Raw genomic sequence first — 13,415 nt, forward strand, 5'->3', positions numbered from 1 at the left:
TCGTGGCCCGATGCGATCGTCGAAACGGCGGACCCCTACGCCTTCGGCATTCTGCTGCCCGATGACGACATCTACCTCTTCGCCGAGGGCCGGCATTTCGATCTCTCGACGCGCCTCGGCGCCAATCCCGCGACGTTCGACGGTGTCGAAGGCGTGCTCTTCGCGGTCTGGGCACCGAACGCCATCCATGTCGCGGTCGTCGGCGAGTTCAATGGCTGGGATATCCGTCGCCACCCGATGCGCGGCCGGCTGGAAGCGGGGCTCTGGGAGCTGTTCATCCCCGGCCTCGGACCCGGCACGGTTTATAAATATGCGATCACGGGTCCGGGCGGCGAACGCCTGCCCTGGAAGGCCGATCCGCTCGGACGCCGGCACGAGGAGCCGCCCCGCACCGCTTCGGTCGTCGCAGCCGCCCCGGCCTTCGCCTGGACCGATGAGGACTGGATGGCGGCGCGCGAGCAGCGCAACGCCATCCATCAACCGATCGCCATTTACGAGGTCCATGTCGGTTCCTGGCTGAGGACCGAATGGGGCCAGATGGGCTCCTGGGACGAGGCGATCGACCGGCTGATTCCCTATCTGGAATATATGGGCTTCACCCATGTCGAGCTTCTGCCGATCACCGAGCATCCTTTCGGCGGCTCCTGGGGCTATCAGCCGCTCGGCCTGTTCGCTCCCACCGCGCGGCTCGGCTCGCCCGAGGACTTCGCCCGCTTCGTCGATCGCTGCCATGCCGCCGGCATCGGCGTCATTCTGGACTGGGTGCCGGCGCATTTTCCGTCCGACGAGCATGGCCTCGCGCGTTTTGACGGCACCGCCCTCTACGAGCACGAGGATCCGCGACAGGGCTTCCACATCGACTGGAACACGCTGATCTACAATGTCGGCCGGCGCGAGGTGCGCGGCTTCCTCATCGCCTCGGCGCTGTGGTGGGTGGAGACCTTCCATCTCGACGGGCTGCGCGTCGATGCCGTCGCCTCGATGCTCTACCGCGACTACAGCCGCAAACCCGGCGAATGGGTTCCGAACCATCTCGGCGGGCGCGAGAATTTCGAGGCGATCTCGTTTTTTCAGGAGCTCAACACGCTGGTGGGCGCACGCGGGCGCGGCGCCATCACCATCGCCGAGGAATCGACCGCCTGGCCGGGCGTGACCCGCCCGGTCGAGTTCGGCGGTCTCGGCTTCCATTTCAAATGGAACATGGGCTGGATGCACGACACGCTGCGTTATTTCCAGCGCGATCCGGTGCATCGCGGCTGGCATGGCGACGATGTCACCTTCGGGCTGGTCTATGCATTTTCGGAGCATTTCGTGCTGCCGATCTCGCATGACGAGGTCGTGCATGGGAAAGGCTCGCTGCTCTCGCGCATGCCGGGCGACGACTGGCAGCGCTTCGCCAATCTGCGGCTCTGCCTGGCGATGATGTGGACTCATCCCGGCAAGAAACTGCTCTTCATGGGCTGCGAATTCGGGCAGGAGGACGAGTGGAAGGTCGATGCGCCCTTCCACTGGCCGCATCCTTTCGACGAGCGCCGCCGCGGAACGATGCAGCTCGTGCGTGACCTCAACGCGCTCTACAAGGCGACTCCGGCCCTCCACCGGCTCGACCACACGGCGGAAGGGTTCGACTGGGTGATCGCCGACGACAGCGCCAACTCGGTTTTCGCCTTCACCCGCTCGGCGGGAGACGGCAAGCCGCCCTTGCTGATCGTCGCCAACATGACCCCGACGCCGCACCATGATTACCGCATCGGCGTCGCGGCGCCCGGCCTCTGGCGGGAGCGGCTGAACAGCGATGCGGGGCTCTATTCCGGTTCCGGACAAGGCAATGGCGGTGCGATCTCGCACGAGCCCGTTCCGGCACATGGTCAGGGGCAGTCCCTGTCGCTAACCTTGCCGCCGCTGGGGCTGCTCGTGCTCGAGCACGAGAACGCGGGCCGCTCGCCATGACAGGATGTGACGCGGCCGTTCAGGCCCGAAGGGGTGCAAGGTGAGCGACGAACTTCTGCGCCGGCTCGCCGTAAAGGCCGGCGTGTCGCCTGAATGGACCGATCAGGCCGGCAGGCTCAACAGCGTCTCGCCCGACACGCTGCGTGCGATCCTTTCCGCCTTCGGCCTGCCGGTCGACAGCGAAAGCGGCCTGCGCGAGGCGTTGGACGACAGTATATCGGAGAGTGGCGCGGCGCAGACCGCATCCTTCCTGACGGCGCGGACCGGCCAACCGGTCGCGCTGGGCCGCACGGGACTGTCCGGCAAGCGCATCGAGATGACGCTTGAAAGCGGCGAGCGCCGGATCGTTTCGGCGCAGGAGGGGGCCGACGGGCTGGCGCTGCTGCCGGCCTTCGAGACGCCTGGCTACCACACACTCCACCTGCCCGATGGCGATGTGACCGTCGCGGCGGCACCTGACCGCAGCGTCACCTTCGCCGATCTGAACGAGGGACGGGCCGGCTTCGGCCTCGCAGCCCAGATCTATTCGCTGCGCACGCCTAATGACGGCGGGATCGGCACTTTCGCCGGCGTCGCCGCACTCGGGCGCGAGGCAGGCCGCCTCGGCGCCGATGCCTTGGCGATCAGCCCCGTCCATGCGCTCTATGGCGCCTCGGCCAGCCATTTCAGCCCCTATTCGCCCTCGACGCGGCTCTTGTACAACCCCCTCCACGCCGATCCGCAGACAGTGTTCCCTGCCGATCTCGTCACCGCGATCATCGCCGAGGAAGGGCTCGGCGAGGCCATGGACAAGCTCTCGTCCGAGCCGCTGATCGACTGGCAGCTGGCGACGCCGCTGCGCCAGCGGCTGCTCCACGCCCTGTTCCGCCAATTGCGGGAGAACGATGCCCTCGCAGCCCAGCGCGGCGCCTTCGAGCAGGCACGGGCCGAGGCCTCTCCACTGCTGCGCGGCCATGCGGTGTTCGAGGTTCTGCACGCGGCCGAATTCGCGCGCGATCCCTCCGCCTGGCACTGGCGCAACTGGTCGCCCGCCCATCGCGACCCGGAGAGTGCCGAGGTCGCCGCCTTCGCTGCCGAAAATGCCGAGCAGGTGGACTACCAGATCTTCCTGCAATGGCTCACCGGCCTCTCCTATTCGCAGGCGCAGACGCAGTGCCGTCAGGCGGGGATGAAGGTTGGCCTCATCGCCGACCTCGCCATCGGGATGGACGGCTCCGGCAGCCATGCCTGGACACGCCAGCAGGACGTGCTCAACGGTCTCTCGGTCGGCGCACCGCCCGATTACTATTCGGCCGAGGGCCAGAGCTGGGGGCTCACCACCTTTTCCCCGCGCGGCCTCGCCGCCTCGGGTTACGCGCCCTTCATCGAGACGCTGCGCGCCAGCCTGCGCCATGTCGGCGGCATCCGCATCGACCATGTCATGGGGATGAGCCGGCTCTGGCTGGTGCCGGAAGGCGCGAGCGCCGTGCAGGGCGCCTATGTCGCGTTCCCGGCGGAGACGCTGTTCAGGCTCATCGCGCTCGAATCCTGGCGTCACCAGGCGATCGTGATCGGGGAAGATCTCGGAGTGCTGCCGCACGGCTTTCGCGACTATCTGCGCGGCCAGGGCGTGGCGGGCCTGCGGGTGCTGCGTTTCGAACGCGGCGAGGACAGCTATATCCCGCCCGCGCAATGGGACCCGGCGGCAGCCGCCCTCACGACGACGCATGATCTCGTGCCGACGGCCGGCTGGTGGGCCGGCTCCGACCTCGACGAGGGACCGGAGCGGCAGGCACAGGAAGACCAGCGCGCCTGGGACCGCGGCATCCTCTGGGGCTCGTTCGAGCGCGAGGGGCTGGTCCAGGGCGAGCGCCCGGCGCCTGAAGAAACCGACCCGGTCGTCGATGCCGCCATTCGCTATGTGGCGAAATCCCCCTGCACGCTGAAGCTGCTCGCCATCGAGGACGCGCTCGGCATCCGCACCCAACCCAATGTGCCCGGCACGACGATCGAGAAACCCAACTGGCGCCATCGGCTGGAGGGTGAGGCGGGGGAGCTGCTGGACGACGCGGAGGTGCAGGCGCGTCTGGCGCATCTGGGACCGGCGCGCGGCGAGACTTGAGAGCCGCTATCCGTCATTGCGAGCGCAGCGAAGCAATCCACGGACCGTGCCCAACGGCTCAGCCCGTCCCCTTGGAGTGCTTCGTCGCTTCGCTTTTCGCGATGAGGTCGAACGTCACCCCCGCCCCTCGACGATCTCCGCGATCGCCTCGAGCATGCGCGTATCGTCGCCCGCAAGCCCGTCCATCGCCGCCATGCGCTGGATGACCGTGGCGGCGATCGCCTCCTCCACCGTGTCCTCGGCATAGGCGTAGAAGATCGTGGCGTGCTGGCCGTCGCGGTGACAGCGGCCCTCGATCTGCTGCAGCTGGATCGCGCTGTGGCGCATGTCATGGATGACGAGCGCCCTCTCGCGCTCCCCGCCCGGCATCTCGCCGCGATGCAGCGAGATCGATTCGGTGACGGTGAAGATCACCGCATCGAGCGCTCCCGTCTGGAAGGCGATGCGTGTCTCCTCGTTTGGCACGCCGGAGCGCTCGCCATTGATCTCTCCGACACGCCAGCCGCGTCCGCGCAAGGCATCGGCCAGCATCGCGCTGGTTTCCAGAAACGCGACGGAGATCGCCACCTGCTGGTCGTTGCCGAGCAGGTCGTCGCTGAAATCGACCGTGCCGGGGATGCGCAGCAGGCTCGCCTTCTGCCGGAAGCGCAGATCGGCCGCCCAGCCCTGGGGCCTGCGGGTCGAGCCTCCGGCCAGCCCCAGCTCCTTGCGGAATTCGCGCCAGGTGGCGTCATAGAGCCTGCGCGCGGGGGGATCGAGCGCGATCGGCGCCAGCTCCCGCTGCACCTCCGGCCAGCCGGCGATCTCCTCCGGCCGTCGCCTCAGCCCGATGGCGTTGGCGCCGCGATAGAGCAAATCGGCCATCGCCTTGCGGTCGGTCTCGTTCGGCTCCCAGCTCCAGTTCTTCCAGCGCCCTTTGGCGCGGCCGATCTTCAGCCGCTTCATCAGCTCACGAAACCCGTCGAGATCGGCGCTTTTCATACCCGCCGCCCGGGCCAGCAGCGGCGCCAGATAGGACAGCTCATGCGGCGACTGCCCGGCCGTCGCGCTCATGAAGATGGTGAAATCGGCCGCCGCCGCCATCTGCCGGCAGACCATCCCCTGCTGCGAGTTCGGGTTGCGGATGCGATGCGCCTCGTCGATCACCACCAGCGGCCAGACCCGCTTCGGCGTGCCGAGCCTGGCGAGTTCGTTGTTCTTCGCGCGGGTCGAGCGCTTCCTGGAATCCGCCGGCGGCGCCAGCAGCGACTTCGTCTTCTCGAAGTTCATGAGCGTCACGCGCTTGGGCGGCAGGCCCGACAGCGCGATGGTGCGCCGCCATTGCGGGATCGCGCCCTTGGGGCAGATCACCAGCACCTCCTCCTCCGGCATCGCCGCAAGCGCCAGCCAGGCCGAAAGCGTCTTGCCGAGGCCGGTGAGGTCGCCGAGCAGGAAGCCGGCCGCGCCCTTGGCACGCGCGCCGAGAATGGCATCGCGCGCGACGAGCTGGTGGGGATGCGGGGTGAAGGTCATCAAGCGCTGAACAGCACGCCAAGGATCGAAGGTCGAGCCAAAAACGCGCCGTCATTCTGGACAAGCCGCGAAGCGGCGGCGATCCGGGATCCATGCCAGAGCCCTTCCAGTGAGGCTTCAGGCATGGGTCCCGGGTCTCCCGTTGGTCGCCCGGGATGGCCGTGGGAACGATGGCAAGACGGTGAGACAATGCGACTTGCCCCGCAGACATGGCCTGCCCGACCAAACCGGCACTGGCGCAAGGCCGCATCCCTCGTCACTCTGCGCCCGCCAAGAGGAGACCGCACCATCATGACCCGCGCGCAGGCGATCGCGACCGCCCAGGAATATTTCGACTCCGGCCGGATGAAGGCCGATCTCTCCCGCCTCGTCGCCATCCCCAGCGAAAGCCAGAACCCGGACCGCGCGCCGGTCCTCGGCGAATATCTCGATCAGGAAATGCGCCCGCTGCTCGAAGGGCTCGGCTTCACCTGCCGCATCCTCACGCATCCCAAGGCCAAGGGCCCCTTCCTCTATGCCGAGCGGATCGAGGACCCTGCCCTGCCGACGATCATCGGCTACGGCCATGGCGACGTCATTCGGGGCCTCGACGCACAGTGGAGCGAGGGGCTCTCGCCCTGGAGGCTCGTCGAGAAGGATGGGCGCTGGTACGGGCGCGGCGTCGTCGACAACAAGGGCCAGCATCTCATCAACCTCAACGGCCTGCGCGCCGTGCTGGAAACGCGCGGCAGGCTCGGCTTCAACGCCAAATATCTGATCGAGATGGGCGAGGAATCGGGCTCCCCCGGCCTGCGCGAACTCTGCCAGGACGAGGCGCAGCTGCTGAAGGCGAACATCCTGATCGCCTCGGACGGGCCGCGCCTGAATGCCGAGCGGCCGACCGTGTTTCTGGGCGCGCGCGGCGTCATCACCTTCGATCTGCAGATCAAGGCCCGCGACGGCGGTCATCATTCCGGCAATTGGGGCGGTCTGCTCTCGGACCCGGCGATCCAGCTGGCCCACGCCATCGCCTCCATCACCTCTCCGACCGGCCAGATCCGCATTCATGAATGGGTTCCGAAGGAGCTTCCGGAGGGCGTGCGCCGCGCCGTCGCCGATTGCGAGGTCGACGGCGGACCGGACGGGCCGGTGATCGACCCGAGTTGGGGCGAGCCCGGCCTGTCCCCGGCCGAGCAGGTCTTCGGCTGGTGCTCCTTCGACGTGCTGGCGATGAAATCGGGCGTGCCCGAGACGCCGGTCAACGCCGTGCCGCCCAGCGCCTGGGCGCGCTGCGCCCTGCGCTTCGTCGTCGGGATCAATCCGAAGGATGTCGTCCCGGCCCTGCGCCGCCATCTCGACCGCCACGGTTTCGGCATGGTGGAGATCGTCATGCCCGGCGCCGAGCGCTTCGGCGCCACGCGGCTCGACCCGGACGATGCCTGGGTGCGCTTCGCGGTCGATTCGATCGCCGAGAGCACCGGCAAGAAGCCCGCTCTGCTCCCCAATCTCGGCGGCTCGCTTCCCAACGACATCTTCGCCGAGGTGCTAAAGCTGCGGACGATCTGGGTGCCGCATTCCTATCCTGGCTGCTCGCAGCATGCGCCCGACGAACATTTGCCCGTCGCCATTGCCCGCGAGGGCCTGACGGCGATGGCCGGGCTTTACTGGGACATCGGCGGCGGCGACGCGCCGCCGGTCTGAAGACTTATTCCTGCGGCTGGCGCGGATCGCGGCCGGGCGGCAGATCGACCGGTGTCGCCGGCGGCGCCTCAGGCGGAGCGTTCGGCGGCAGTTCCGGTGGCGGGTCGCCGGGGATGCCCAGCGGCTCGGCATCCGGCGGTGCCTCGACCGGCGTGGCGGGCGGCATGGTACCCGGCGTGATCGGCGGCGCCTCCGGCGGCGGAGGCGGCACGGCCGGCGTGTTTTCAGGCGAGGCGGTCTGGTCTGGCATCATCGCTGGCAAACTCCCTTTGGCAGCCAACGCCGCAGCCGGCGGATGGTTCGCCTCTCGGGTTTAGGGCTCGCGCGAGCGCTCCCCCTGGTTGCCGGGCGGCGAATATCGCCTCCGCACCCATTTCTCGAGCGAATGATCCAGCAGCAGAAGCCCCAGAGCCAGCAGCGTCGCCGCGATGACGACCGGCGGGTGCCCGAGCCCAGCGGCGCAGCCCAGCGCCGCCGTGACCCAGATCGCGGCCGCGGTCGTCAGGCCATGCGGATTCGGATCGCCTTCGCGGCGGATGATCAGCCCCGCGCCGAGAAAGCCGATCCCGGTCAGCACGCCCTGCACCACACGGCTCGCCGCATCGGGATGAAGCGCTTCGCTGAACACGCTGGCGATGGCCGCCGTGCCGAGCCCGACGAGCCCGAAGGTGCGAATGCCGACGCTCTTGTGCCGGACCGTACGCTGCCAGCCGATGGCGACCCCAGCGATCATGCCAAGGATCAGACGCAGGATCGGCTCGGTTCCGTCAGGAAGATAAGGCATGCATTCGGACCTCGCGAAAGTCGCAGCAAGCATCAACCTGCGTTTCGTCTCAAGCCCAGAGATGTCGGAGAAATGTCGTGGTGGGTGATGTAGGGCTCGAACCTACGACCCGCTGATTAAGAGTCAGCTGCTCTACCAACTGAGCTAATCACCCATACGCCACGAAGCGTCGCCCTCGGCGGAGAAGTCGTCCGCGTCAGGCAGGGGGCGTGTAGCAAAGCCCCCCTCACCTGTCCACCCCGTCTGCGACAGATTTTTTACGGCGCCCCTGCTTTTGCATCAGCGGCCGCCGAAATCTCACGCGGCGCGGCGGTTCAGCAGGTGATAGAGCGCGATGGCGCCGAAGGTCGCGGTCCCGATGCCCGCGAGCTCATAGCCGAAGATCGGCAGCTTGAGGTCACCGGCGCCGAGAATCACCGCCGTGCCGACCGTGATCAGGTTCTTCGGCTGCGAGAAATCGACCTTGGCCTCGACCCAGATCCGCCCCGCAGTGGCGGCGATCAGCCCGAAGACCACGACGGCGAGCCCGCCCAGCACCGCGACCGGGATCGTGCCGATCACGGCGCCGAATTTGGGCGAGAAGCCGAGGATCAGCGCGATCACGCCGGCCGCGACGAACACGAGCGTCGAATAGACCCGCGTCACGGCCATCACGCCCATATTCTCGGCATAGGTGGTGACGCCCGTGCCGCCGCCCGCGCCGGCGATCATGGTGCCGACGCCGTCGGCGATGAAGCCGCGTCCGATCATATGGTCGTAGCTGCGGCCGGCCATCACCGCGATGCCCTTGATATGCCCGAGATTCTCGGCGACCAGGATGATCGCGACCGGCACGATCAGCGTCATAGCCTTGAGCTCGAAGACCGGCGCGGTGAAGTGCGGCAGGCCGAACCAGGCGGCGTTGGCGACCTTGGCGAAGTCGATCGGCGGCGCGCCGAAGGACGAGGCCGTCAGCGCATAGAGGATGTAGGTGGCGAGCCCGCCGATCAGGATCGGCAGGCGCTGCGCCAGCCCGCGGCCATAGACCGCGACCAGCGCGACGGCGACCACGGTGAACAGGGCGATCCATTTGGTATAGGGGCTGGCCGAGATCATCGAGATCGCGACCGAAGTGAGGTTGAGCCCGATCGCGGCCACGACCGCGCCCGTCACCACCGGCGGCAGCAGCGCCTCGATCCAGCGCGTGCCGACCGCCTGCACCACCGCGCCGATGAGGGCATAGACTGCGCCGCAGGCGATGATGCCGCCCAGCGCGACCGCGACGTTCGCATTCGGCCCGGAGCCGGCATAGCCTGTGGCGGCAATGACGACACCGATGAAGGCGAAGGAGGAGCCGAGATAGCTCGGCAACTGCCCGCGGGTGATCACGAAGAACAGCAGCGTCGCGATGCCGGAAAAGAAGATCGCGACATTGGGGTCGAACCCCATCAGAACGGGCGCGAGCACCGTCGCGCCGAACATCGCCACGACATGCTGCAGTCCGGCGACGATCGTCTGGCCCGTCGGCATGCGCTCATCCGGCATGACCGCGCCGGAGGTCTTCAGCGTCCAGTTCGGAAAATAGCCCATCGCCCGCTCCCTGAGATCGCCGCGACAGGCGGCCAAACATCTGGAGCTAGAAGGCAATTCCGGGGCCTGCGCCAGATGGCCTCGCGGCCATCCACCGGAATCGGCACGATCCTCAACCACAGCCGCCGTCATCCTGGGCGGAGCGAAGCGGAGACCCGGGATCCATGCCCGAACGGTGCGGGCATGGATCCCGGATCGGCGCCGCTCGCGCGGCTTGTCTCGGATGACGGCGAGGAATTCGGTCGCCTTACTCCGCCGCCTGCGCATGCTGGCGCACGCCGCGCGCTACCAGCTTGTTCAGCGCCGCCAGATAGGCCTTGGCCGAGGCGACGAGCGTGTCGGGGTCGGCCCCGCGCCCGGTTACCGCCGCGCCGTCCCGGGAGAGCCTCACCGTCACCTCGGCCTGCGCATCCGTGCCCTCGGTGACGGCGTGGACATCGTAGAGCTCCAGCACCGCTTCATGCGGCACGATCGCCTCGATCGCGTTGAAGACGGCGTCGATCGGGCCATTGCCCTCGGCCTCTTCTGTGACGAAGCGGCCATCGACCGAGAGCTTCATCGTCGCGCGCTGCGGGCCGCGCGTGCCGGCGATCACCGTCAGCGATTCCAGCCGGATGCGGTCATGGGCCGTGGCGAGATTATCGTCGACCAGCGCCTCGATATCCTCGTCATAGACATGCTTCTTGCGGTCGGCGAGCGCCTTGAAGCGGGTGAAGGCGTCCTCCAGTTGATTGTCGCCCAGCTCGTAGCCCATCTCCTTCAGCTTGGAGCGGAAGGCCGCGCGGCCCGAATGCTTGCCCATCACCAGCGAGGTCTTGGTGACGCCGACCGAGGCCGGCGTCATGATCTCGTAGGTCGACTGGTTCTTCAGCATCCCGTCCTGATGGATGCCGCTCTCATGGGCGAAGGCGTTCCGGCCGACGATGGCCTTGTTGTACTGCACCGGGAAGGAACAGGCCGAGGACACCGCCTTCGAGATGCGCATCAGCTGCGTGGTCTCGATGCCTGTCTCATAGGGCAGCACGTCGCCGCGCACCTTCAGCGCCATCACGATCTCTTCCAGAGCGGCATTGCCGGCGCGCTCGCCGATGCCGTTGACGGTGCATTCCACCTGCCGCGCGCCGCCCTCGATGGCGGCCAGCGAATTGGCGACCGCCAGCCCCAGATCATTGTGGCAATGCGCGGAGAAAATCGCCTTCTCGGCGCCGGGCACCCGCGCCCGCACGGCCTCGAACATGGCGCGATACTCGGCCGGCGTCGCATAGCCGACCGTGTCGTGCAGGTTGATGGTCGTCGCGCCCGCCTTGATCGCAGCCTCGACCGCGCGGCAGAGATACTCGATCGGCGTGCGGGTGGCGTCCATCGCCGACCACTCCACATCCTCGACCAGATTGCGCGCCTGCGCCACCGTGCGACCGATGATCTCGAGCACCTCGTCGCCGCCCTTGCGCATCTGGTGCTCCAGATGGATCGGCGAGGTCGAGACGAAGGTGTGGATGCGGGGCCGGGCCGCGTGGCGCACCGCCTCGCCGGCCCGCGCGATATCGGCCGGGATGGCGCGCGCCAGCCCCGCCACGGTCGCGCGCCTGATCCGCCTCGCGATTTCGGAGACGGCCTCGAAATCGCCCTCGGAAGCGATCGGGAAGCCGGCCTCGATCACGTCGACGCCCATCGCGTCGAGCGCCTCGGCCACCTCCAGCTTCTCCTCGAAGGTCATGGTGGCGCCGGGGCACTGCTCGCCGTCGCGCAACGTGGTGTCGAAGATCAGGATACGGTCTTTGGAGGAGCCGGCCTGCTGCGAGCCGTTCTGCTGAACATGAGTCATGGGTCTGGTCCGGTATCGGCGCCGCTGCGGTCGTCGCTCGTCAGCGCAAAGGGTTCTGAAGTCGGCGGTTCTCGTCACTCCCCTGAGCGCCCAGGCAAAGCCCGGCCGGCCCTCAGGGGCTGATAAGGAGAAGCAGGCCGAGAAGCGAGGCAGCCCGGCGCGCGCGCAGAGCCGCGATCCGCGCGAAAGCGCGGTCGTTATGGCTGCTGGGGGCAAAGGCCTGCGGCAAGGGACGTCCTCGTGGAACCTGACGCAGTGGTAACCCGAAGGCGCTGTCGTGCGCAAGCGGGCGCGGCCGCTCAACGGTCATGGCGAGCGTGGCGAACCAATCCAGGGAGCCGTAGCGCTCGGCCACCCCCCGGATGGCTTCGTCGCTTCGCTTCTCGCAATGACGCCTGACGACGATAAACCCTCACCGAACGCGGCTTGCGGCCTGCCCCGGCACGGCGTCACAATCCGCATCTGCGACTCTGCGCGGGGGGGGGGGACCGCACGCATGATGCTGTATAATCGCTGGGCCATCGGCCTGGCCTTTTGTCTGTCGGGCCTCGCCGGCTATATCGACACGATCGGCTTCATCAGCCTCGGCGGCTTCTTCGTCTCCTTCATGAGCGGCAACACCACGCGGCTGGGCATCGCCACCGCCGGATTGAACGGCGGCAACATCGCCACCATCGGCGCCATTCTCGGCCTCTTCGTCGGCGGGGTCATCGCCGGCGCGCTGGTCGGGCACATGGCCGGCCCCCAGCGCAAATCGGCCGTGCTCTGGCTGGTGGCGCTGGCGCTGGCAGGCGCCGCCCTGCTCGACACGGCCGGTTTCGCCTTTGCCGGCGCGGTCTTCCTCGCCTTCGCCATGGGGGCGGAGAACGGCGTCTTCCAGCGTGACGGCGAGGTCACCATCGCGCTCACCTACATGACCGGCACGCTGGTGAAGATGGGCCAGCGCATCGCCGCTGCCCTAACGGGTGGGCCGCGCTTGGGCTGGGTGCGCCATTTCGTGCTCTGGCTCGGCCTCTGCTCGGGCTGCGTCAACGGCGCGATCGCGCATTACCTCGTCGGCCTCGGTGCGATCTGGCTCGCGGCGCTGGCGGCGGCGATCTTCGCCATCGCGGTGCCCTTCCTGCCGTTGCAGGGGCATGATTGACCCCCATCGGGAATCGGGCATCTTCGGCCCCGGCCTGCATCGGGCCGCGCCACTGCCGGAGACGACCATGCGCCCCATCCTTCTCGCCGTTGCCGGCCTCGGCCTCACCCTCGCCGGTTGCCAGACGCAGACGGCTTCGGCGCCCCCCGCCCCTTCGCCGCAGCAGGCCGCGCCGGGCGTGACGCCCAACACCTTCCGCATGCCGGCCGGCGCCGGCTGCTCCGGCGAGGTCGAGCGCTTTCAGGCGGTGATCGACAACGATCTCGATACCGGCCACACCACCAAGAGCGTGCATGACCGCGTCAGCGGCGAGATCGCCCGCGCCCGGACGACTTGCTCCGCCGGGAATGATGCAGCGGCCACCGGCCAGATCCGGGCGACCAAGGCGAAGTTCGGCTATCCGGGCTGAGCCTTATCGCCCTGATCTGGCCGGTTTCGCACGGAAACATGCGGGTCGTCCCGGGCTTGACCCGGGACCCATGCCGCAACCCGACCCGGCAACGCTCAGGCATGGATCCCGGATCTCCGCTTCGCTCCGTCCGGGATGACCCGCGCTCGAAAGCGAAGCATGTCTCATCGCAGCGGCGGCGAAGCCTTACCCCGCCAGCCCCCGCTTCTCCAGCAGCGCGTCCGGCGTGGGCAGGCGCCCGCGGAACAGCGTGTAGGCCTCGGCCGCGTCGCGCGTGTCGCCGGCCGAATAGATGAAGCGCTTCAGCTTCTCGGCCAGCGCCGGAGAGAACACGTCGCCCGTCTCGCGGAAGGCGTCGAAGGCGTCGGCATCCATCACCTCCGACCAGAGATAGCTGTAATAGCCCGCCGAATAGCCGTCGCCCGAGAAGACATGGGTGAA

General features: G+C 68.0%; 12 protein-coding genes and 1 tRNA gene. 5 read left to right on the forward strand and 8 right to left on the reverse strand.

What is annotated here, in order from left to right; genetic code table 11:
• Window positions 1–1,950: 1,4-alpha-glucan branching protein GlgB (gene glgB / locus ACOJTB_RS05260; protein ID WP_420101471.1), on the forward strand; the 1,950-nt coding region annotated here is incomplete at its 5' end.
• A 40-nt stretch (window positions 1,951–1,990) separates the two neighbouring features.
• Window positions 1,991–4,051 (forward strand): 4-alpha-glucanotransferase, encoded by a 2,061-nt coding sequence (gene malQ, locus ACOJTB_RS05265; RefSeq protein WP_420101472.1) that lies wholly within the window; start codon window positions 1,991–1,993, stop codon window positions 4,049–4,051.
• A 114-nt stretch (window positions 4,052–4,165) separates the two neighbouring features.
• Here the strand turns inward: malQ and ACOJTB_RS05270 are convergent, their stop codons facing one another.
• Window positions 4,166–5,563 (reverse strand): SNF2-related protein, encoded by a 1,398-nt coding sequence (locus tag ACOJTB_RS05270; RefSeq protein ID WP_420101473.1) that lies wholly within the window; start codon window positions 5,561–5,563, stop codon window positions 4,166–4,168.
• Between the two features lie 291 nt (window positions 5,564–5,854).
• Between ACOJTB_RS05270 and ACOJTB_RS05275 the strand changes: the two genes are divergently transcribed.
• Entirely contained in the window at window positions 5,855–7,243 is a 1,389-nt protein-coding gene (locus ACOJTB_RS05275) for a M20 family metallopeptidase (RefSeq protein WP_420101474.1), read from the forward strand.
• A gap of 4 nt (window positions 7,244–7,247) precedes the next feature.
• On the opposite strand, the gene ACOJTB_RS05280 is transcribed toward ACOJTB_RS05275, so the two are convergent.
• The 6 genes from ACOJTB_RS05280 to ACOJTB_RS05305 all read right to left on the reverse strand — a co-directional run bounded on the left by ACOJTB_RS05280 (window position 7,248) and on the right by ACOJTB_RS05305 (window position 11,776).
• Complete coding sequence (locus ACOJTB_RS05280) at window positions 7,248–7,496, reverse strand: hypothetical protein (protein WP_420101475.1); 249 nt, start codon at window positions 7,494–7,496, stop codon at window positions 7,248–7,250.
• A 60-nt stretch (window positions 7,497–7,556) separates the two neighbouring features.
• On the reverse strand, window positions 7,557–8,027 hold the full coding sequence (locus ACOJTB_RS05285; protein ID WP_420101476.1) for an MgtC/SapB family protein: 471 nt from the start codon (window positions 8,025–8,027) through the stop codon (window positions 7,557–7,559).
• Between the two features lie 78 nt (window positions 8,028–8,105).
• Window positions 8,106–8,181: transfer RNA gene (locus ACOJTB_RS05290), tRNA-Lys, on the reverse strand.
• A 143-nt stretch (window positions 8,182–8,324) separates the two neighbouring features.
• On the reverse strand, window positions 8,325–9,596 hold the full coding sequence (locus ACOJTB_RS05295; protein WP_420101477.1) for a solute carrier family 23 protein: 1,272 nt from the start codon (window positions 9,594–9,596) through the stop codon (window positions 8,325–8,327).
• 247 nt (window positions 9,597–9,843) lie between these two features.
• Complete coding sequence (locus ACOJTB_RS05300) at window positions 9,844–11,421, reverse strand: 2-isopropylmalate synthase (protein WP_420101478.1); 1,578 nt, start codon at window positions 11,419–11,421, stop codon at window positions 9,844–9,846.
• 112 nt (window positions 11,422–11,533) lie between these two features.
• Window positions 11,534–11,776 (reverse strand): hypothetical protein, encoded by a 243-nt coding sequence (locus ACOJTB_RS05305; protein WP_420101479.1) that lies wholly within the window; start codon window positions 11,774–11,776, stop codon window positions 11,534–11,536.
• Window positions 11,777–11,917: 141 nt separating this feature from the next.
• Between ACOJTB_RS05305 and ACOJTB_RS05310 the strand changes: the two genes are divergently transcribed.
• On the forward strand, window positions 11,918–12,565 hold the full coding sequence (locus tag ACOJTB_RS05310) for a YoaK family protein (protein WP_420101480.1): 648 nt from the start codon (window positions 11,918–11,920) through the stop codon (window positions 12,563–12,565).
• 67 nt (window positions 12,566–12,632) lie between these two features.
• The gene (locus tag ACOJTB_RS05315; protein WP_420101481.1) at window positions 12,633–12,974 is read left to right on the forward strand and encodes a hypothetical protein; all 342 of its coding nucleotides are present in this window, start codon (window positions 12,633–12,635) and stop codon (window positions 12,972–12,974) included.
• 186 nt (window positions 12,975–13,160) lie between these two features.
• Here ACOJTB_RS05315 and ACOJTB_RS05320 read toward each other — a convergent pair.
• Window positions 13,161–13,415 (reverse strand): M3 family metallopeptidase (locus ACOJTB_RS05320; RefSeq protein ID WP_420101482.1); only part of this gene is annotated, 255 nt, incomplete at its 5' end.

The sequence above is a fragment of the Allobosea sp. genome (assembly GCF_048595345.1).
In the GTDB taxonomy this organism is placed as follows: domain Bacteria; phylum Pseudomonadota; class Alphaproteobacteria; order Rhizobiales; family Beijerinckiaceae; genus Allobosea.

What these genes read in the sequence shown, in the direction of transcription:
- ACOJTB_RS05285 (WP_420101476.1), bottom strand. Translation starts at nt 8,027, where the DNA reads ATGCCTTATCTTCCTGACGGAACCGAGCCGATCCTGCGTCTGATCCTT.
- ACOJTB_RS05280 (WP_420101475.1), bottom strand. Translation starts at nt 7,496, where the DNA reads ATGATGCCAGACCAGACCGCCTCGCCTGAAAACACGCCGGCCGTGCCG.
- ACOJTB_RS05270 (WP_420101473.1), bottom strand. Translation starts at nt 5,563, where the DNA reads ATGACCTTCACCCCGCATCCCCACCAGCTCGTCGCGCGCGATGCCATT.
- ACOJTB_RS05300 (WP_420101478.1), bottom strand. Translation starts at nt 11,421, where the DNA reads ATGACTCATGTTCAGCAGAACGGCTCGCAGCAGGCCGGCTCCTCCAAA.
- ACOJTB_RS05295 (WP_420101477.1), bottom strand. Translation starts at nt 9,596, where the DNA reads ATGGGCTATTTTCCGAACTGGACGCTGAAGACCTCCGGCGCGGTCATG.
- ACOJTB_RS05315 (WP_420101481.1), top strand. Translation starts at nt 12,633, where the DNA reads ATGCGCCCCATCCTTCTCGCCGTTGCCGGCCTCGGCCTCACCCTCGCC.
- ACOJTB_RS05275 (WP_420101474.1), top strand. Translation starts at nt 5,855, where the DNA reads ATGACCCGCGCGCAGGCGATCGCGACCGCCCAGGAATATTTCGACTCC.
- ACOJTB_RS05310 (WP_420101480.1), top strand. Translation starts at nt 11,918, where the DNA reads ATGATGCTGTATAATCGCTGGGCCATCGGCCTGGCCTTTTGTCTGTCG.